At 72.9% G+C, this 18788-nt stretch carries 15 protein-coding genes; 6 read left to right on the top strand and 9 right to left on the bottom strand.

The annotated features are described in order from the left end of the window. Positions 1–3 precede the first annotated feature (3 nt). A complete protein-coding gene (locus tag IAG42_RS32015; protein WP_188340439.1) occupies positions 4–1965 on the bottom strand; it encodes a M13 family metallopeptidase in 1962 nt (653 codons plus the stop codon). A gap of 110 nt (positions 1966–2075) precedes the next feature. Next, positions 2076–4298: an NADP-dependent isocitrate dehydrogenase gene (locus tag IAG42_RS32010; protein WP_188340438.1), complete on the bottom strand. Its 2223-nt coding sequence runs from the start codon at positions 4296–4298 to the stop codon at positions 2076–2078. Between the two features lie 263 nt (positions 4299–4561). Between IAG42_RS32010 and IAG42_RS32005 the strand changes: the two genes are divergently transcribed. Further along, complete coding sequence (locus tag IAG42_RS32005) at positions 4562–5950, top strand: MFS transporter (protein ID WP_188340437.1); 1389 nt, start codon at positions 4562–4564, stop codon at positions 5948–5950. A gap of 62 nt (positions 5951–6012) precedes the next feature. On the opposite strand, the gene IAG42_RS32000 is transcribed toward IAG42_RS32005, so the two are convergent. The 4 genes from IAG42_RS32000 to lnt form a co-directional block, all read right to left on the bottom strand. Further along, on the bottom strand, positions 6013–7953 hold the full coding sequence (locus IAG42_RS32000; protein ID WP_188340436.1) for a helix-turn-helix domain-containing protein: 1941 nt from the start codon (positions 7951–7953) through the stop codon (positions 6013–6015). Between the two features lie 123 nt (positions 7954–8076). Next, positions 8077–8865 carry a 3-hydroxybutyrate dehydrogenase gene (locus tag IAG42_RS31995; protein WP_188340435.1) on the bottom strand — a complete coding sequence of 263 codons (789 nt, stop codon included), beginning with the start codon at positions 8863–8865 and terminating at the stop codon, positions 8077–8079. A 55-nt stretch (positions 8866–8920) separates the two neighbouring features. After that, on the bottom strand, positions 8921–9400 hold the full coding sequence (locus tag IAG42_RS31990) for an NUDIX hydrolase (protein ID WP_188340434.1): 480 nt from the start codon (positions 9398–9400) through the stop codon (positions 8921–8923). Positions 9401–9449: 49 nt separating this feature from the next. Continuing rightward, a complete protein-coding gene (gene lnt, locus IAG42_RS31985) occupies positions 9450–11054 on the bottom strand; it encodes an apolipoprotein N-acyltransferase (protein WP_188340433.1) in 1605 nt (534 codons plus the stop codon). A 286-nt stretch (positions 11055–11340) separates the two neighbouring features. On the opposite strand from lnt, the gene IAG42_RS31980 reads away from it, so the two are divergent. Then, positions 11341–12348, top strand: coding sequence for an O-antigen ligase family protein (locus tag IAG42_RS31980; RefSeq protein ID WP_317453346.1), 1008 nt, complete (start codon positions 11341–11343; stop codon positions 12346–12348). Between the two features lie 10 nt (positions 12349–12358). Here IAG42_RS31980 and IAG42_RS31975 read toward each other — a convergent pair whose 3' ends face one another. Then, complete coding sequence (locus IAG42_RS31975; RefSeq protein WP_188340432.1) at positions 12359–12913, bottom strand: hypothetical protein; 555 nt, start codon at positions 12911–12913, stop codon at positions 12359–12361. A 75-nt stretch (positions 12914–12988) separates the two neighbouring features. Next, on the bottom strand, positions 12989–13774 hold the full coding sequence (locus tag IAG42_RS31970) for a glutamate racemase (protein WP_188340431.1): 786 nt from the start codon (positions 13772–13774) through the stop codon (positions 12989–12991). A 58-nt stretch (positions 13775–13832) separates the two neighbouring features. Between IAG42_RS31970 and IAG42_RS31965 the strand changes: the two genes are divergently transcribed. Beyond that, positions 13833–15008: a glycosyltransferase gene (locus IAG42_RS31965; protein WP_188340430.1), complete on the top strand. Its 1176-nt coding sequence runs from the start codon at positions 13833–13835 to the stop codon at positions 15006–15008. Positions 15009–15027: 19 nt separating this feature from the next. On the opposite strand, the gene IAG42_RS31960 is transcribed toward IAG42_RS31965, so the two are convergent. Continuing rightward, entirely contained in the window at positions 15028–16320 is a 1293-nt protein-coding gene (locus IAG42_RS31960) for a TerD family protein (RefSeq protein WP_188340429.1), read from the bottom strand. A gap of 265 nt (positions 16321–16585) precedes the next feature. Here IAG42_RS31960 and IAG42_RS31955 point away from each other — a divergent pair, with 265 nt between their 5' ends. From IAG42_RS31955 to IAG42_RS31945, 3 genes are all read left to right on the top strand, one after another. Beyond that, entirely contained in the window at positions 16586–17023 is a 438-nt protein-coding gene (locus IAG42_RS31955; RefSeq protein WP_188340428.1) for a DUF6643 family protein, read from the top strand. 64 nt (positions 17024–17087) lie between these two features. Continuing rightward, positions 17088–17909 carry an MOSC domain-containing protein gene (locus IAG42_RS31950; RefSeq protein WP_188340427.1) on the top strand — a complete coding sequence of 274 codons (822 nt, stop codon included), beginning with the start codon at positions 17088–17090 and terminating at the stop codon, positions 17907–17909. Between the two features lie 238 nt (positions 17910–18147). Next, positions 18148–18753 carry an Rv1733c family protein gene (locus IAG42_RS31945; protein WP_188340426.1) on the top strand — a complete coding sequence of 202 codons (606 nt, stop codon included), beginning with the start codon at positions 18148–18150 and terminating at the stop codon, positions 18751–18753. The last annotated feature ends 35 nt before the right edge of the window (positions 18754–18788 follow it).

Genomic DNA, 18788 nt, shown 5'->3' with positions numbered 1-18788 from the left:
GACTCACCAGATCCGCACCCGCTCCGCGGGGTCGAGCCACAGCCCGTCCCCCGCGACCGTGCCGAACGCCTCGTGGAACTCGTCGAGGTTGCGCACGATGTTCGCCCGGAACTCCGGCGGCGAGTGCGGGTCGATCGTCAGGTACTGCTGCTCCTGCTCCTTGCGCCGCTTGGTGCGCCAGCAGAACGCCCAGTTCATGAACAGCCGCTGGGAGCCGCTGAGTCCGTCCGCCTCCGGAACCGGCGCGCCGGCGAGGGCGATGAGGTAGGCGGTGTGCCCGATGGTGAGGCCGCCGAGGTCGCCGATGTTCTCGCCGACGGTCAGCGCCCCGTTGACGGACTCGCCCGGCAGATTGCGCGGCGAGAAGCCGTCGTACTGCTTGATGAGCGCCTTCGACTTGCCCTCGAACGCAGCCTTGTCGTCCGCGGTCCACCAGTCGTTGAGGTTGCCCTGGCCGTCGTACTGGGCGCCTTGGTCGTCGAAGCCGTGGCCGATCTCGTGGCCGATGACGGCGCCGATGCCGCCGTAGTTCTCGGCCGCGTCCGCCTCCGGGGAGAAGAACGGCTTCTGCAGGATGCCGGCAGGGAAGCAGATCTCGTTCGTGCCCGGGTTGTAGTACGCGTTCACGGTCTGCGGCAGCATGAACCACTCGTCGCGGTCGACCGGGGCGCCGATCTTGGCCATCTGCCGGTCGTGCTCGAAGGCGTCGGCCGCGTGCGCGTTGGCCAGCAGGTCGCCGGGGACGACGGTCAGGCCCGAGTAGTCGCGGAAGCGGTCCGGGTAGCCGATCTTCGGGCGGAACGTGGCGAGCTTCTCGTACGCCCGCTCCTTCGTCTCGTCCGTCATCCAGTCGAGGGCGCCGATGGACTGGCGGTAGGCCTCGAGCAGGTTCGCGACGAGCTCGTCCATCAGCGCCTTGGACGCGGGCGGGAAGTGCCGGGCGACGTACTCCTTGCCGACGGCCTCGCCCATGGCGCCCTCGACGAAGGCGACGGCGCGCTTCCAGCGGGCCCGCAGCTCCGGAGTGCCGTTGAGGGTGCGCCCGTAGAAGTCGAAGTTGACGCGGACGAACGGCGAGGACAGGTACGGGGCGCTGGAGCGCAGCACGCGGGCGAGCAGCCAGTCGCGCCACTGCTCGACGGGGACCTCGGTGAGGACGGTCGAGAGGTGGGCCAGGTACGAGGGCTGGCGCACGCAGGACTGGGCGAGCGTGTCGTCGCTGCCGCCGAGCCCGGTCACATAGCCGCGCCAGTCGAACGCCGGGGCTAGCGCGGCGAGTTCGTCGAAGGTGGTGAGGTTGTACGTCTTCTGCACGTCCCGCGTCTCGGCGCGCTCCCAGTGGCCCTCGGCGAGCCGGGTCTCCAGGGCGAGGACGGTGCGCGCGGCGCCGGCCGGGTCGGCGTGCTCGGCGAGCGTGAACAGCTCGGTGAGGTACGCCTCGTACTTCTCGCGGGTCTCGGCGAACTTCTCGTCGCGGTAGTACGACTCGTCGGGCAGGCCGAGGCCGCCCTGCAGGAGGTTGAAGAGGTAGCGGTCGGAGTCGCGGTCGTCGGTGTCGATGTACGCGCCGAACAGGCCGGAGCCGCCGGTCCGTTCGAAGCGGCCGAGGAAGGCGGCGAGCTGTGCGACGTCGCTGATCCGCGCCACCTCGTCGAGGAGCGGCCGGACCGGGTCGAGGCCGAGGGCGTCGGCCCGCTCCTCGTCCATGAACGACGCGTACAGGTCGGCGATCTTGCGTGCCTCGGTGTCGTCGAGGCTGGTCGGGCCGCCCTCGGCGATCTCCTGGATGATCTCCTTGACCTGCTGCTCGGCGACGTCCACGAGCTGCACGAAGGGGCCCCAGCTGGAGCGGTCGTCGGGGATCGGCTCGGTCGCCAGCCAGTGGCCGTTGACGTGTCCGAAGAGGTCGTCCTGCGGGCGGATCGCCGGGTCCATGCCCGGACGTGCGTCATCCAGAGTGCTCATCGACGCAGCCTACCCAGGTCAGGGGCGGTAAAGCGCGTCCCCGTGCGAAGCGGACACGCCACCGCCCCGGCGGCACGGGGCCGACCGGGGCGGTGGAGGTCCGGCAGGGATCAGGCGAGCGAGGCGAGGGCCTCGTTCAGGGTCTGCGACGGGCGCATGACCTGGGCGGCCTTGGCCGGGGCGGGCTGGTAGTAGCCGCCGATGTCGGCCGGGGAGCCCTGGACGGCGATGAGCTCGTCCACGATCTTCTGCTCGTTGGCCTTGAGCGACTCGGCGAGCGGGGCGAAGGCCTTCGCCAGCTCGGCGTCCTCGGTCTGCGCGGCGAGCTCCTGGGCCCAGTACAGGGCCAGGTAGAAGTGCGAGCCGCGGTTGTCGATGCCGCCGAGGCGACGGGTCGGCGACTTGTCCTCGTTGAGGAAGGTGCCGGTGGCGCGGTCGAGGGTCTCGCCGAGGACCTTGGCGCGGGCGTTGCCCGTGGTGGTGGAGAGGTGCTCGAGGGAGACGGCCAGCGCGAGGAACTCACCGAGGGAGTCCCAGCGCAGGTAGTTCTCCTTGACCAGCTGCTGGACGTGCTTCGGGGCGGAGCCGCCGGCGCCCGTCTCGAAGAGGCCGCCGCCGTTCATCAGCGGGACGACCGACAGCATCTTGGCGCTGGTGCCCAGCTCCAGGATCGGGAAGAGGTCGGTCAGGTAGTCGCGCAGCACGTTGCCGGTGACCGAGATGGTGTTCAGGCCCTGGCGGATGCGCTCGACGGACAGCTTGGTGGCGTCCTCCGGGGAGAGGACACGGATGTCCAGGCCCTCGGTGTCGTGCTCCGGCAGGTACTGCTCGACCTTCTTGATCAGCTGGGCGTCGTGGGCGCGGCCCTCGTCCAGCCAGAAGACGGCCGGGTCGCCGGTGGCGCGGGCGCGCGTGACGGCGAGCTTGACCCAGTCCTTGATCGGGGCGTCCTTGGTCTGGCAGGCGCGGAAGATGTCGCCCTCGGCGACCTCCTGCTCCAGGACCACGTTGCCCGCGGCGTCGACCAGGCGGACGGTGCCGGCGGCCGGGATCTCGAAGGTCTTGTCGTGGGAGCCGTACTCCTCGGCCTTCTGCGCCATCAGGCCGACGTTCGGGACGGAGCCCATGGTCGACGGGTCGTAGGCGCCGTTGGCCCGGCAGTCGTCGATGACGACCTGGTAGACACCGGCGTAGCTGCTGTCCGGGAGGACGGCGAGGGTGTCGGCCTCCTGGCCGTCGGGGCCCCACATGTGACCCGAGGTGCGGATCATGGCGGGCATCGAGGCGTCGACGATGATGTCGGACGGCACGTGCAGGTTGGTGATGCCGCGGTCGGAGTCGACCATGGCGAGCTCCGGGCCCTCGGCGATCTCGGCCGCGAAGGACGCCTTGATCTCCTCGCCCAGGTGCGGCACGGAGTCCAGGCCCTTGAGGATGGTGCCGAGGCCGTCGTTCGGGGACAGGCCGGCGGCGACGAGGGCCTCGCCGTACTTCGCGAACGTCTTCGGGAAGAAGGCGCGCACGACGTGGCCGAAGATGATCGGGTCGGAGACCTTCATCATCGTGGCCTTGAGGTGCACCGAGAACAGGACGCCCTCGGCCTTGGCCTTGGCGATCTGGGCGGTGAGGAACTCGCGCAGGGCGGCGACGCGCAGCACGGAGGCGTCGACGACCTCACCGGCGAGGACCGGTACGGACTCGCGCAGGACCGTGACGGCGCCGTTGTCGGCGACCAGCTCGATCTTGAGGGCGCCGTCCTCGGCGATCACGGCGGACTTCTCGGTCGAACGGAAGTCGTTCTCGCCCATGGTCGCGACGTTGGTCTTGGACTCGGGGGTCCAGGCGCCCATGCGGTGCGGGTGGGCCTTGGCGTAGTTCTTCACCGAGGCGGGGGCGCGGCGGTCCGAGTTGCCCTCGCGCAGGACCGGGTTCACGGCGGAACCCTTGATCTTGTCGTAGCGGGCGCGGGCCTCGCGCTCCTCGTCCGTCTTCGGCTCGTCGGGGTACGCGGGCAGCGCGTAGCCCTGCTCCTGCAGCTCCGCGATGGCGGCCTTCAGCTGCGGGATGGACGCCGAGATGTTCGGCAGCTTGATGATGTTGGCCTGCGGCGTCTTGGCGAGCTCGCCCAGCTCGGCGAGCGCGTCGGCGATGCGCTGGTCCTCGTTCAGGTACTCCGGGAACGAGGCGATGATGCGCCCGGCCAGGGAGATGTCACGGGTCTCGACCCGCACACCCGCGGTGGACGCGTAGGCCTCGATCACGGGCAGGAAGGAATACGTCGCGAGGGCCGGGGCCTCGTCAGTGTGCGTGTAAATGATGGTCGAGTCAGTCACCGGGGGCTCCGCTCCACGTCTTCCACGTCGTCTGCATGTTTCTCAGATTGCTCGACATCAAGATATCTCGTACCGAGCCCTTCTCCGAAAGGGCCCTGCCTGCAGGATCACAGAACCGGCCGCCGGAGGCCCGTCGTCCGCCCCCGGGTCGCCCCACAGCGGAGCCCGAAAGTATGGTGTCCCACCACATGTGCCGCTGACCTGCGTGTTCCTACCTTGTGCCAGCACGCAGTCGTCCCCGCCTTCGCCTGGAAGTGGTGCACATGGCCTCCGCAGCAACCGCTCCGCCCAACCCCGGACACCTCAAGCGCATCGTCGCGGCGAGCCTGATCGGCACCACCATCGAGTGGTACGACTTCTTCCTCTACGGCTCCGCCGCCGCGCTCGTGTTCAACAAGCTCTTCTTTCCCGGGTCCGACCCGCTCGTCGGCACGCTGCTCTCCTTCCTCACCTACGCGGTCGGCTTCGCCGCGCGGCCGCTGGGCGCGCTGGTCTTCGGCCACTACGGCGACCGGCTGGGGCGCAAGAAGCTGCTGGTGATCAGCCTTCTGATGATGGGCGGCGCGACCTTCGCGATCGGTCTGCTGCCCACGCACGCCACGGTCGGAACGGCCGCCCCGGTCCTGCTGACCGTGCTCCGCCTCGTCCAGGGCTTCGCGCTCGGCGGCGAGTGGGGCGGCGCCGTCCTGCTGGTCTCCGAGCACGGCGACGCGAACCGGCGCGGCTTCTGGGCCTCGTGGCCGCAGACCGGAGCGCCCGCCGGCCAGCTGCTGGCGACCGGAGTGCTGTCGGCGCTCACCGCGCTGATCTCGGACGCCGCGTTCACCTCCTGGGGCTGGCGCGTCCCGTTCCTGCTCTCCGGGGTCCTGGTGATGGTCGGCCTGTGGATCCGGCTCTCCGTCGACGAGTCCCCCGTCTTCAAGGAGGCGCTGGCCCGCGCCGAGGAGCGCAAGGCCACCGAGCGCGACACCGTGGAGAAGATGCCGCTCGTCGCCGTGCTCCGCCACCACTGGCGCGACGTGCTCGTCGCGATCGGCGCCCGCATGGCCGAGAACATCAGCTACTACGTCATCACCGCCTTCGTCCTCGTCTACGCGACCCTCGAGGCCGGGGTCTCCAAGCAGACCGCGCTGAACGCCGTCCTCATCGCCTCCGCCGTGCACTTCGCCGTCATCCCCCTGTGGGGCGCCCTCTCCGACCGCGTCGGCCGCCGCCCCGTGTATCTCCTCGGGGCCGCCGGTGTCGGCCTGTGGATCTTCCCGTTCTTCGCGCTCATCGACGCCGGCGGCTTCGGCAAGCTGCTGCTCGCGGTCACCGTCGGCCTGGTCCTGCACGGCGCCATGTACGCCCCGCAGGCGGCCTTCTTCTCCGAGATGTTCGCGACGCGGATGCGGTACTCGGGGGCCTCGATCGGTGCCCAGTTCGCCTCCGTGGCCGCGGGGGCGCCCGCCCCGCTCATCGCGACGGCCCTGCTGTCCGAGTACGGCGACGCCACGATGATCTGCCTGTACGTGATCGCGGCCGCGCTCCTGACCCTGATCGCGGTCGGCGTCGCCCAGGAGACCCGCCACCGCGACCTCGCCGCCGTCGGCTCCGAGGACGGTGCCGGCCCGGTGCCCGCGGACCGGCCGGCCGACGCGCACAAGGTCTGACGCACCGGCCCCCGGCCCGCATCCGGCCCTTCGACCCCCGTACGCCGCCCGGTGTACGGGGGTCACCGTATGCGCAGCGAGGAACCGGACAGGCGGTGCAGTCTCAGGGCGAGCTGGATCTCCAGGGCCCGGGCCGGGGACTGCCAGTCGGGGCCGAGGAGGCGGCCGATCCGCTCCAGGCGCTGCGCCACCGTGTTCACGTGGACGTGCAGGGCGTCCTTGGTGCGGGCCGGGCTCATCCCCGAGTCGAAGTACGCGTCCAGGGTCCGTACGAGATCGGTGCCCCTGCGCGCGTCGTAGTCGACGACCTCGCCGACCGTGCGGGCGACGAAACCGGCGATGTCCCGGCTGTCGGACAGCAGCAGCCCGAGGAAGCCGAAGTCCTCGGCAGCCGCGCCCTCCCCCGCCCGGCCGAGCAGCCGCAGCGCGTCCAGGCAGCGCCGCGCCTCGGTGTGGGCGGCGGCCGCGCGCTCGGCCCGCTCCGCCACGCCCGTGACCGGCGCGGACGCGCCGACGGTGACCGGCTCGTGGATCGCCTCGGACAGACGCCCGGCGACCTGGGCGGCGATCGCGGAGGCCGTGCCCGCGCCCAGCGGCAGGAGCAACACCGCCTGGCCGTCCCGGGCGGCGGCGAGACCGTGCCGGGTGGCCGCGACGTGGTCGGCGGCCGACCAGAGGCGGCGGCGGGTCGCGGCCTCCTCCTCGGCGTCGGCGGCCGCGGCCTCGATGCGGGCCACGAGCACCACATGGGTGGCGTCCAGGTCCGCGTGGAGCCGGGCGGCCCGCTCCCTCAGCAGGCGCGGGTCGCGGTCGCGCGCGTCGAGGAGGTCGTCGAGGAGCTCGCCGCGGACGCGCTGCTCGGCCTCGGAGGCGGAGCGCCGGGCGAGCAGCAGGAGCGAGGTGACGAGGGCGGCGCGCTCCAGGGTCCGCTGGTCGACGGGGTCGAGGCCGGGATGGCCGCGCAGCACGAGGGCGCCGAGCAGCTCGCCGCCCGCGGCGACGGCCGCGACCCAGTCGCGGCCGTGGCACACTGCGTGGCCCTCGGCGCGGGAGGCCTCCAGGGCGTCGCCGGGCGCGTCCTCGACGTCGGCGAACTCGACGGTTCCGTCGAGGACCTCGGACACCGCCGCGGCCACGTCGTGCACCCCTCCGCCGCGCAGCACCAGCTCGCCGAGCCGGTCGTGGACCTCCGAGGCGCGCTCGACGACGGCGCTGCCGGCGCGGATGATCGCGTTGGCCCGCTCCAGCTCGGCGAGGGCCTGACGGGTCTCCGTGAGCAGGTTCGCCGTGTCGATGGCCGCGGCGGCGAGCGCCGCGAACGAGCCGAGCAGCGCGATCTGCTCCCGCTCGAAGACGCGGGCCCGGCGGTCCGCGGCGAAGAGCACGCCGATGACCTGCGGTCCGAGCATCAGCGGCACGCCCAGGATCGCCACGAGCCCCTCGTCGCCGACGCCCGCGTCGATCGTCCGGGTGTGCTGGAAGCGGACGTCCTTGGAGTAGTCGTCGGTGACGTACGGGCGGGCGGTCTGGGCGACGAGGCCGCCGAGCCCCTCGCCCATGCCGAGCCGCAGCTGCTGGAAGCGGGCCGCCACGGAGCCCTCGGTGACCCGCATGTACGTGTCGCCGCGGGCCGGGTCGTTGAGCGTCAGGTAGGCGACGTCCGTGCCGAGCAGGGAGCGGGCGCGCTGCACGATGGCCTGCAGCACCGAGTCGAGGTCGCGCAGTCCCGCCAGGTCGTGCGCGGTCTCGAAGAGAGCGGACAGCTCGGCCTCACGGCGCCGTCTGCCCTCCATCTCCGCGCGCACGGTCAGCGCGAGGCGCTTGGCCCGCTCCAGCGCGGCGGTCCGCGCGGGGTCGGCGCCCTCGGCGCGTGCGAGCAGCACGGGCTGCTCGTAGGCGTCGGCGGAGGCGCCCCTGGCGAGGAGCTCCAGGAACGGGGCCTCGGCGTCCGTGGTGGTCACCGGGGTGGAGGCCGGGGCTGGGTGCGGTCGGTGGTGCGACATGCTCAACAGGATTACCCGCCGTACGGCCGGCGCCGCCAGCCCTGTGGACAACTCTGGACGGCACAGAATTCCGCTCACCCGTCCGGGTGAGCGGGCAGGGAGCGGGCCTGTGGACGAGGAGGGTCAGTGGGCGGTCCAGCCGCCGTCGAGGACGAGAGAGGCGCCGGTCATGAACGAGGCGGCGGGCGAGCACAGGTACGCCACGGCCTCGGCGACCTCGGCGGGTTCGATGAGCCGCTTGAGCGCGCTGTCCTGCAGCATGATCTCGCTCAGCACCCGCTCCTCGGGGATGCCGTGCGCGGCGGCCTGGTCGGCGATCTGCCGCTCGACGAGCGGCGTGCGCACATAGCCGGGGTTCACGCAGTTCGAGGTGACGCCGTGCGGGGCGCCCTCCAGCGCCGCGGTCTTCGACAGTCCCTCCAGGCCGTGCTTCGCGGCGACGTACGCGGACTTGAAGGCGGAGGCCCGCAGTCCGTGCACGGACGACACGTTCACGATCCGGCCCCAGCCCTGTTCGTACATGTGCGGGAGCGCGCCGCGGACGAGCCGGAACGGGGCCTCGAGCATCACGGTCAGGACGGTGTGGAAGACGTCCGGGGGGAACTGCTCGATGGGGCGCACCAGTTGGAGTCCGGCGTTGTTGACGAGGATGTCGCAGCCGGCCGCCGCGGCCTCCGCGGCGTCGAGGTCGGTGAGGTCGAGGACGACCGGTTCGACGCCGTCGGTCTCCTCCGCCAGGGCCGCGAGGCCCTCCGGGTCCCGGTCGACGGCTCTGACCTTGGCGCCCGACGCGGCGAGCCGCTGCGCGCAGGCCCGTCCGATGCCGCCGGCGGCGCCGGTGACGAGTGCGGTGCGGCCGCCGAGGTCGAGGGGTGCGGCGTGGGCTGCGGCGAAGGGGGTGCGCGGGGTCATGCTCCGCACACTAGGCAGCCGCTCCCCGCCGCCCGATGTGGTGAGCACCCATACTTCAGCGCCCGGACATGGTCTCGAACCATGTCGGTCCGTCGGACTGGGCCTGCTTGATGCGGAACAGGGCGAACTCCTGAAGCGGAGGCAGCGCGTCGAGCGCGAACCAGCCGACGTCGAGAGACTCGTCGTCGTTCACCCGCGCCTCGCCGCCGGTGGCCCGGCAGCGGAACGTCGTGTCCATGAACTGGCAGGTGTCGCCGTTGGGATAGGTGACCGGGGGCAGGGCCTGGACGAGCACGACCCGCTCGACGACGCACTCGACGCCGGTCTCCTCGTACACCTCGCGCACGGCGACGTCCGCGGGCTGCTCGCCCGGCTCGGGGATGCCGCCGATGATCGACCACTTGCCGGTGTCCGCACGCCGGCCGAGCAGGACGCGGCCCTCGTCGTCGAAGACGATCGCGCTGACCCCGGGCAGGAGGAGCAGCTGGTGGCCCGCGGTGGCCCGGATGGTGCGGATGAACTCAGGAGTAGCCATGCCCGCGAGCCTAACCGGGCCGCCGCCCCGTCCTGACGCGCCGGCCGCGTCAGGCCTCCGTGCGGCGGGCGCGGCGGGAGCGCGTCACGGCCCAGGCCAGACCGCCCGCACCGATCGCGACGAGCAGCACCTCGGGCCAGACGCCCGCGCGTGTTGCGAGGGTCTCGCTGGTGCGCCGGGGCACGTCGGCGATCAGGGTGTCGGGCTCGAACATGCCGGTGCGCTGGGCGATCGACCCGTCGGGCCGGATGACGGCGCTGACCCCGCTGGTGACCGGCACCATGACGGCGCGGCCGTGCTCGACGGCGCGCACCCGGTCCATCGCGAGCTGCTGGTAGGTCATCTGGCTGAGCTCGAACGTCGCGTTGTTGCTCGGCACGGAGAGGATCTCGGCGCCCGCGTCGACCTGGTCGCGCACGACGTCGTCGAAGGCGGCCTCGTAGCAGGTGATGTTGCCGATCTTCGTGCCGTTCATGTCGAAGGCGACGGCCCTCTCACCGGGCACGAAGTTCCCGGCCCGGTCCACGTCCTTGCTGAAGATCCGGAAGAAGCTCCGGTACGGCATGTACTCGCCGAACGGCTGCAGGTGCCGCTTGTCGTACGTGGCGCCGGGGCCCTTCTCGGGGTCCCAGAGGATGAGCCGGTTGCGGGTCGAGCCGTCCTTCGCCGTGACGACCGCGCCCACGGAGATCGGCGCGCCGACCGCCTCGGCGGCCTTGCTGATCTCGTCGTAGGCGTCCATGTTCACGTAGGGGTCGATGTCCGAGGAGTTCTCGGGCCACAGCACGAGGTCGGGGCGCTTCGTCTCACCCTTCTCGATGCGCTCGGCGAGCTTCATGGTCTCGCGCACGTGGTAGTCGAGGACGGCGCGCCGCTGGGCGTTGAAGTCGAGGCCCATGCGGGGCACGTTGCCCTGGATGAGCGCCACGCGCGCGGTGCCGGCCTCGGCGCCGGTCGGCACGAAGGGCAGCAGGACCGCACCGGCGACGACCGGGGCGACGGTGAAGGCGGCGGCCGCGACGACGCCGCCGTCGCGCAGGACGCGGGCACGCTCCCGGCCGCAGAGGGCCTTGAGGCGCAGGGCGAGCGCGCCGAGCCCGAAGCCGCTGAGGACGACCGCGAAGCCGAGCAGCGGGGTGCCGCCGAGCGAGGCGAGCGGCAGGAACACGCCGCTGGGCTGCCCGAACGCGACCTTGCCCCAGGGGAAACCGCCGAAGGGGAAGCGGGCGCGCAGCGCCTCGTCCGCGATCCACACGCCGCTCGCCCACAGAGGCCAGAGGGGAAGCTTGGACACGTACGCGATCCCGAGCCCCGCCAGGGAGAGGACCAGCGCCTCGGCCAGCGCCAGCGCGAGCCACGGCAGCGGACCGACGTCGACGCCGGTCCACGACAGCAGGGGCACCAGATAGGCGAGACCGAACACCAGGCCGAGGCCGAAACCCGCCCTCATGCGCCGCCCGTACACGGCCACCCCGAACAGCGCGAACGCGAGCGGCGCCAGCCACGGCAGCTCGCGCGGCGGGAAGCTCAGGTAGAGCAGCAGTCCGGCGGCGGCCGCGAGGAGGACGGGCGCGAACCGTCGCAGGTGGGAGCGGCGGGCGGGCGTCTGTGCGGGCTCGTCCGACGGGGCGACGGGAGGTGCGGTGGCGGTCACGCGGGGAGTCTACGGCGCGGGGCCCGCCGCGGGACATGCCGGGCGAGGCGGTGGCCCGGGTCCCGGCAGGTCGCGCGTGTGACCGTGCCGCAACGTTCCTGCGCAAGGCGGGCCCAATCCGCCGCGCCAGCCGTTACCGTGTGCCCGGGTTCCCCGCGAACGACCGGATCCGGCCATCGCGCGGGGGTGCCCGTCACTAGTCGGGGGGCTACGGGTGGGAACGACGGGGTGGCCTGCGCGCACGGGCCCGGAACCGGCCCGGCGGCGCCGAGGTCTGCCGGACGCCGTGGGCATCGCGGTGCTCGGCGCCTGCGCCGTGTGGACACTGATCAGCGCGACCGCGCGGACGGGGCGCCCCGAGGGCGTGCTCCTCGCGGTCCTCGCCGTCGCCGCCGGGTACGCCTGCGGGCGGATCGGCGGCGCCCTCGTCCCCGTAGGAGCGTCGTGCCTGGTCGGCTGCGGCGGCCTCGGCATCGCCCTCCTCGCTCCCGGCTCGGTCCCCGCGCCCGACACCCTCGCACCCCTGGGCCGCTCCGGGGCCACCGCCGCCCTGCTGGCCCTGTCGGCGGGCGCGCTGTGCTGTGCGGCCTGGTCGGCCCGGCGCGGGGAACTGCGGGTCGGGCTGCACCTCGCGGGCGCGGGTGTCGTCGTCGTGGCCGCGGTCACCGGTTCGGGCGCCGGGGTCGCCGCCTGCACGGCGGTCGTCCTGTGCTCGCTCGCGGCGGCCCGGATGCGCCGGCGGGCGCTGGGCCTCGCCGGCCTGGGGCTCGGCACCGCCCTCGTGGTCGCGGTGAGCCTGGCCCTGGCCCAGGGCGTGCTGCCGTCCGGCCTCGCGGACACCCTGGAGGGCCGGATCACCCGGCACCGCCTCCAGCTCTGGCACGAGGCCCTGCGGCTGGCGAAGTCCGATCCCGTGCTCGGTGTCGGACCCGGCCGCTTCGGCGAACTCGACACGAGCCTCGTCGCGACCGCCCCGCCGGACGGCAAGCCGCACTCGGCCGTGCTCCAGGTCGCCGCCGAGCAGGGCGCCATCGGCCTCTTCCTGCTGGCCGCCGCCTACTGCTGGGTGCTCTACGTCCTGTGGCGCTCCGCCCGCTCGACCCCGGTCGTCCTCAGCGCAGGTGCGGCCCTGACCGCGGTCGCCGTGCTGGCCACGGTCGGCAACGCGCTGAGCTTCACCAGCGTGACGGCCGGTGTGGGCCTGCTCGCCGGCATGGCGACCGCGGAGCCGCTCGCGGAGGAGCCCCCGCACGACGAGGCGGCCGCCCCGGAACGGGTCCGGGACGGCCGCTGACGCATCGGGCTCAGAGCGCCGCGGTGGGCTTCAGCCGGTCACGGATGTGCCGGACCGCGCTCTCCGCGTTGTCGACCGTGACCGTGAACTTGCGGCCGTCGCCCAGGCTCAGCACGAGGCCCTCGCCGCGCCGCACCACGACGGCGGTGCCGATCTCGGGGCGCCAGCGGTAGCCCCAGCCGCCCCACTGGCGCGGCGTGACTCTGGGCGCGAAGTCGGCGTCGACGACGTGGTCGAGCGGGATGCGGCGGCGCGGCAGTCCGACATGGCCGCAGCGCACCTCGAGGTGGTCCTTGTCGACCTTCACCGCGACGTGCAGGAACGCGAGCGTGCCGAAGAGGATGAGCAGGCCGACCGCGATGAGGCCGACCACCGACATGGCGAGGGCCGCGATGCCCGTCGCCCAGGAGCTGTCCACGGCCAGCTCGATGCCCAGGGCCAGGCAGGCGAGGCCGCCCAGCGCCAGCAGCCACTGCACCCGGTTGTGCGCGTGGCCGGTCCAGACCTCGCCGCCCGGCGCGGTCGTGCGGCGCCCGGGACGCTCTCCTGCGGCGTGTTGCCTCATGTCATCGAGCGTACTCAGATTCCGCTGCGAAGGCACCGCCTTGCGGAGGGTGACTCCCCCGCACGGCGCCGGGCGTCACCCGGCGTGGCTGACCGCCTGCAGTCCGCGTCCCTCGGCGTAGGTGAGCGCTGCCGGCGGCAGCGTCTCGTGGCGCCCGCTGAGGATCACGGTGAGCCCGCCGCGGACCTCGGTGGCCGGCTCGGGGCGCTCGCCGAGCCGGCGCAGGGCCTGCGCGGCGACGGCGCCCGCGCTGCCGTGGAGCACGAGCGGCTCGGCTTCGGGCTGCTGCACGGCGGCACGGATGCGCTCGGCGACGAGCTCGTAGTGGGTGCAGCCGAGCACGACGGCCCGTACGTCACGGGGCGTGAGCGCGGCGGCGGCCGCGACGGCCCGGTCGATGCCGTCCTCGTCGGCCCACTGCACGGCGTCGGCGAGGCCCGGACAGGGCACCTCGGTGACCTCGACGCCCGCGGCGAAGTCACGGATCAGGCCGCGCTGGTACGGGCTGCCGGTCGTGGCGGGGGTGGCCCAGATGGCGATGGGGCCGCCGCCGGCGGCCGCGGGCTTGATCGCGGGCACGGTACCGATGACGGGGATGTCCGGCTCGAGGAGCGCGCGGACGGCGGGCAGCGCGTGCACCGTCGCCGTGTTGCACGCGATGATCAGGGCGTCCGGGCCGTGCGCCGCGGCGGCCTCGCAGGCCGCCAGAGCGCGCTGCGTGACGTCTTCGGAAGTGCCTCGGCCCCACGGCATGTTGTCCGGGTCCGAGGAGAGCACGAGGTCGGCGTCCGGCCGCAGGGTCCGTACCGCGGCGGCGGCCGCGAGCAGTCCGATTCCCGAGTCCATCAGCGCGATCTTCACCCGGAAACCATAGACGATGCCGCCGACACGGAGGCCTCGGTGGGGCAGACTGCGACGGATGGACGTCGTTGCGTGGATCACCGCGGCCTCGCTCGCCGCGTGGGTGTGGCTGCTGCTCTGCCAGGGCTTCTTCTGGCGCACCGACCTGCGGCTCCCGCCGCGCGCGGAGCCCGCCGCGTGGCCCGACGTCTGTGTCGTGGTGCCGGCCCGCGACGAGGCGGCCGTGCTGCCGGACAGCCTCCCCTCTCTCCTGGCGCAGGACTATCCCGGGCACGCGGAGATCTTCCTGATCGACGACGGCAGCACCGACGGCACAGGGGACGTGGCCCGCGCCCTCGCGGAGCGGGACGGCGGACTGCCGCTGACGGTCGCCTCCCCCAGTGAGCCGCCCGCCGGCTGGACCGGGAAGCTCTGGGCCGTGCGGCACGGCATCGCCCTGGCACGCGCGCGTGAGCCGGAGTACCTGCTGCTCACCGACGCGGACATCGCGCACGGGCGGCAGAGCCTGCGCGAACTGGTGGCGTCGGCGCACGCCGGGGGCTACGACCTGGTGTCGCAGATGGCGCGGCTGCGCGTGGCGAGCGCTTGGGAACGGCTGGTCGTGCCCGCGTTCGTCTACTTCTTCGCGCAGCTCTATCCCTTCCGCCGGATCGCCGTACGGGGTTCGCGCACGGCCGCGGCCGCGGGCGGCTGCGTGCTGCTGCGCACGGAGGCGGCGGAGCGGGCCCGGATCCCCGACGCGATCCGGCAGGCGGTGATCGACGACGTGTCGCTCGCCCGCGCGGTGAAGGGCTCCGGCGGGCACATCTGGCTCGGCCTGGCCGACCACGTGGACAGCGTGCGCCCCTACCCCCGGCTCGCCGACCTCTGGCAGATGGTGTCGCGCAGCGCGTACGCGCAACTGCGGCACAACCCGGTCGTCCTGCTGGGCACGGTGCTGGGCCTGGCGCTCGTCTATCTCGTCCCGCCGCTCGCCCTGATGGCCGGAGCGGCGACGGGCAGTGCGGCGACGGCCGTCCTCGGCGGGCTCGCCTGGGCCGTGATGGCGGGCACCTACACGCCGATGCTGCGCTACTACGGGCAGCCGCTGTGGCTCGCCCCGCTCCTGCCGTTCACCGCGTTCCTGTACCTCCTGATGACGGTGGACTCCGCCGTGCAGCACTACAGGGGGCGCGGCGCCGCATGGAAGGGGCGCACCTACGCCCGTCCCGACGCGGCGCCCGAACAGCGGTGAACGGCGCTTCTACGGAGCGTCACTTGCGGCCGGGCGTCCAGTTCATGCCCCATCCGTATACCTGGTCCACGGTGCGCTGCGGGCTGACGCCGCGCTCCGGCACGAGGTAGCGGGCCTCGCGCTGCACGGTCAGGTCCTGCCCCGTGCCGGTGATCAGGGCGAGGGCGCAGACCGTGGAGGGGACGGTGCACTCGTCGAGGGAGAAGTCGATCGGTGCGCCGCCCTGCGGGGTCAGCGTGACGGTCGCGTGGAGGTCGGCGAAGCTGCGCGCGCCTTCGTAGATGGTCACGAAGATGAGGATGCGGCGGAACGCCTGCTTGTGGTCCAGGTTGATGGTGAGGTTCTCGCCGGTGGCGACGCTTCCGGTGCGGTCGTCGCCGTCGAGGTGGATGTACGGCGGCTGGTGCAGCGCCCCGAAGGCGTTTCCCAGGGCCTGGACGACACCCTTGCGGCCGTCGGCGAGCTCGAAGAGGGCGCAGAGGTCGAGGTCCAGGTCGCGGTGCATCGCGGTGGCGCGGCCGCGCTTGCTCCCCCAGCCGCTGAACTGCTTGCGCATCTCCCAGTTGAGGTTGACGCGCATCGCGCCCGAGGTGCCGCCCTGTTTGGCGAGGGAGACGGAGGGGGCGGCCTTGGTGAGCGTGACCTTGGTGAGGCGGACCGGCTCGGGGGCCGGGGGCGGGGGTGCGGTCGGTGGCGCGGGCGGCATCGGGGGTGCGGGGGCGACGGGCGGCGGCACCGTCGCCGGGCGGGCCGGTGCCTGGGGCGCGGGCGGCGGGGGCGGCGCGGCGTGCTGCGGCTCGTCGACGGTGATGCCGTAGTCCGTGGCGAGGCCCTCGAGACCGGTGCTGTAGCCCTGGCCGACGGCGCGGAACTTCCAGGCGCCCTGGCGCCGGTAGAGCTCGCCGAGGACGAAGGCGGTCTCCACGGTGGCGTCGGTGCTGTCGAAGCGGGCGAGTTCGGCGCCGCCGGCCGCGTCGAGGACGCGGACGTACAGTCCGGGGACCTGGCCGAAGGCGCCGCCGTCGGCCGACGCGGCGAGGACGATGCGCTCGATGCCGGGCTCCACGCGCGCGAGGTCGACCGCGAGCGTGTCCGTCACGGCGCCTGCGGAGGCGTTCTTGCCCTCGTGCCGGACGGCGCCGGAGGAGTGCACGGGCTGGTTGTAGAACACGAAGTCGGCATCCGAGCGGACCTTTCCGGCCACCAGAAGGAGAGCGGACGCGTCGGCGTCGGGGACGCCGGGACCGGACCGCCATCCCAATTCGACGCGGACCGCCGGAGCCGGCACCGCGACATTCGATCCCTTGGCCATTGTCATGTCTGCCCCCAACGCTCGTCTCCGGCTTCCCGGTCAACCTATTCCCAGGCCCCCACGGCACCCCAGAGGCACGTCCGAAGATCACTGGCCAACCGCCGGTAATCCGCCTGTACTCGGCCTTTACACGATTCCAACGCCGCCGGACGACCGATTTTCCCAAGTTCGCTCGGATTGGGGACGCGCGGTCACACCCGGCGCTCAAAAGAACCCTCTTATCGGTCTACCCCAACCACCACATCGTGGGCTTAACTTATGTGCCATGACCTCCCCCCGCTCCACCTATGGCGGCGGTTACTACTCCGCGCCGTCCTTCCCGGACACTCCGATCTACGATTCTCTCGTCGCAGAGCGGGGCACACCCCAGATCGCTCCGATCCGGGTCTCCCCCGCGTACGACACCGGCAGCCATCTGCCCGCGCTGCCGTCGGCGCTGCCCGCGCTCCCGGCCGCGCCCTCCGCACCCCAGCCCCAGTACGGCTACGCGGCCCCGCAGCCCGCCCCGATGCAGGCCGCACCGACCGCCTACATCCCGCAGCAGGCGAGCGCCCCGCGCGGCTACCCGGGCCCGCAGGCCCAGCCGCAGCGCCCGATGCAGAGCACCGGCTACGAGGCGATGCGTCCGGCCGCCCCGCGTCCCGCGCCCGCCCCGGCCCCGTACGAGGACCCGTACAACCGGCAGCAGTACCGCGGCTACTGACGGTCCGGGCCCTCTACCAGGCCCGAACTCGGGGGCTGTCCGTGCCTGCTGGCAGGATGGCCCCATGTCGAATCCCGCACTCAGTTCGATCCACGTCCACCCGCTCAAGGCGGTTCGGGGGCACGCGCCACAGGCGGCGGACGTGGAGCCCTGGGGGCTCGCGGGCGACCGGCGCTGGGTGCTGGTCGACACCGCGGGCAAGATCGTCACCCAACGCCCGCACCCGCGTCTCGCGTTGGCCGCCGCCGAGCTCCTGCCCGGCGGCGGCGTCCGGCTGTCCGCACCCGGCATGGACCCGCTGACGGTCGGCGTGCCCGCGCCCGTGGCCACGACCGTCATCGACGTCTGGGGCGACAAGGTCGAGGCGGTTCTCTCGGACGACGCCGCGCACGCCTGGTGGAGCGCGTACCTCGGCGCCGACGTGCGCCAGTTGCACCTGGACGACCCGGCGACGCGGCGCCCCATCGACCCCGCGTACGCCCGCCCCGGCGAGACGGTCAGCTTCGCCGACGGGTATCCGCTGCTGCTGACGACGGCGTCCTCGCTGGACGCGCTCAACTCGCTTCTCGCCCAGGGTGATCACGCGGACGAGGGCCCGCTGCCGATGGACCGTTTCCGGCCGAATGTCGTCGTGTCCGGCACCGCCCCCTGGGCGGAGGACGACTGGTCACGCATCGCCATCGGCGATGTCACCTTCCGTGTCGCCAAGAAGTCGGGCCGCTGCGTCGTCACGACCACGGACCAGGCGACCGCGCAGCGTGGCAAGGAGCCGCTGCGCACGCTCGCCCGGCACCGCCGCTTCGGTGACCAACTGTGCTTCGGGACCAATCTCGTGCCCGAGACCACGGGCACCGTCCGCGTCGGGGATCCGCTGATCATCCTCTGACCGGCGGCCGCCCTCCTTCGGCTCCTCCTCGAACAGATCCGCTCACGACCCTCGAATAAGCGTCACCCCCAGGGGAACCCGGAGCCTCGACCCGCCGTTAGGAGACAATGGCGGGACAATGGCACCGCGGAGCCGTCGGCCTGTGCGGCGGGTGGGGTGATGTCGCTCTCTCTTCGCCCCTCCGGCGCGTGAACGCCGCCGCCGCGGGCTATGACGGGAGCGGAAGGGGGTGCGGACCGTGCGAGCGATCGTCGGACTCTGGCGTTGGCGCCACAATCCGCTGCGGCGCGGCACCGATCTGGCCGAGGCCTGGATCGCGTTGGCCGCCCTGGTCCTCATCGTCGTGGCGGGACCCGTCGTCGGGGTCGTCGCGGGATCCCTGTCGCGGGACGCCCTGTACAGATCGGTGGACGAGCAGCACAGCCACCGGCAGGAGGTCGTCGCGACGGTCGTGAAGAAGGTGGCCCAGCCGCCCCTGGACACGGACCCCGAGACCGCGACCGCGCGGGACGCGCACAGCCGCGTCGTCGCCACCTGGACGGCGCCGGACGGCTCGGCGCACCGTGACCGGGTCGTGGCCGCCCTCAAGTCTCCGCAGAGCGGCGACACCTTCCCGCTGTGGACCGACGAGCAGGGTCATGTCGTCGGCCGGCCGCTGGACAAGGCGACGGCGACGACGCACGCGGTGCTGGCCGGATTCGGTGCCGCGGTCGCCCTCACGGGTCTGGTCGAGGGCACACGGAGAGTGGTCGTCTGGCGCATGGTCCGCCGCCGGTACGCGCGTTGGGACCACGCCTGGGACATCGCGGGGCCCGACTGGGGCCGGACCGGCACGGGCAGCTGACGGGCTCTCGACTCTGGTCAACCAGGGTGCCGCAC

The organism is Streptomyces xanthii, from assembly GCF_014621695.1.
Taxonomy (GTDB): domain Bacteria; phylum Actinomycetota; class Actinomycetes; order Streptomycetales; family Streptomycetaceae; genus Streptomyces; species Streptomyces xanthii.
This window is presented reverse-complemented; position numbering and strand designations above follow the sequence as displayed.

Excerpts from the sequence above, each read along its gene's own strand:
- IAG42_RS32015 (WP_188340439.1), bottom strand. The coding sequence starts at position 1,965 with ATGAGCACTCTGGATGACGCACGTCCGGGCATGGACCCGGCGATCCGC.
- IAG42_RS32005 (WP_188340437.1), top strand. The coding sequence starts at position 4,562 with ATGGCCTCCGCAGCAACCGCTCCGCCCAACCCCGGACACCTCAAGCGC.
- IAG42_RS32000 (WP_188340436.1), bottom strand. The coding sequence starts at position 7,953 with ATGTCGCACCACCGACCGCACCCAGCCCCGGCCTCCACCCCGGTGACC.
- IAG42_RS31995 (WP_188340435.1), bottom strand. The coding sequence starts at position 8,865 with ATGACCCCGCGCACCCCCTTCGCCGCAGCCCACGCCGCACCCCTCGAC.
- IAG42_RS31990 (WP_188340434.1), bottom strand. The coding sequence starts at position 9,400 with ATGGCTACTCCTGAGTTCATCCGCACCATCCGGGCCACCGCGGGCCAC.
- IAG42_RS31975 (WP_188340432.1), bottom strand. The coding sequence starts at position 12,913 with ATGAGGCAACACGCCGCAGGAGAGCGTCCCGGGCGCCGCACGACCGCG.
- IAG42_RS31965 (WP_188340430.1), top strand. The coding sequence starts at position 13,833 with ATGGACGTCGTTGCGTGGATCACCGCGGCCTCGCTCGCCGCGTGGGTG.
- IAG42_RS31960 (WP_188340429.1), bottom strand. The coding sequence starts at position 16,320 with ATGGCCAAGGGATCGAATGTCGCGGTGCCGGCTCCGGCGGTCCGCGTC.
- IAG42_RS31955 (WP_188340428.1), top strand. The coding sequence starts at position 16,586 with ATGACCTCCCCCCGCTCCACCTATGGCGGCGGTTACTACTCCGCGCCG.
- IAG42_RS31950 (WP_188340427.1), top strand. The coding sequence starts at position 17,088 with ATGTCGAATCCCGCACTCAGTTCGATCCACGTCCACCCGCTCAAGGCG.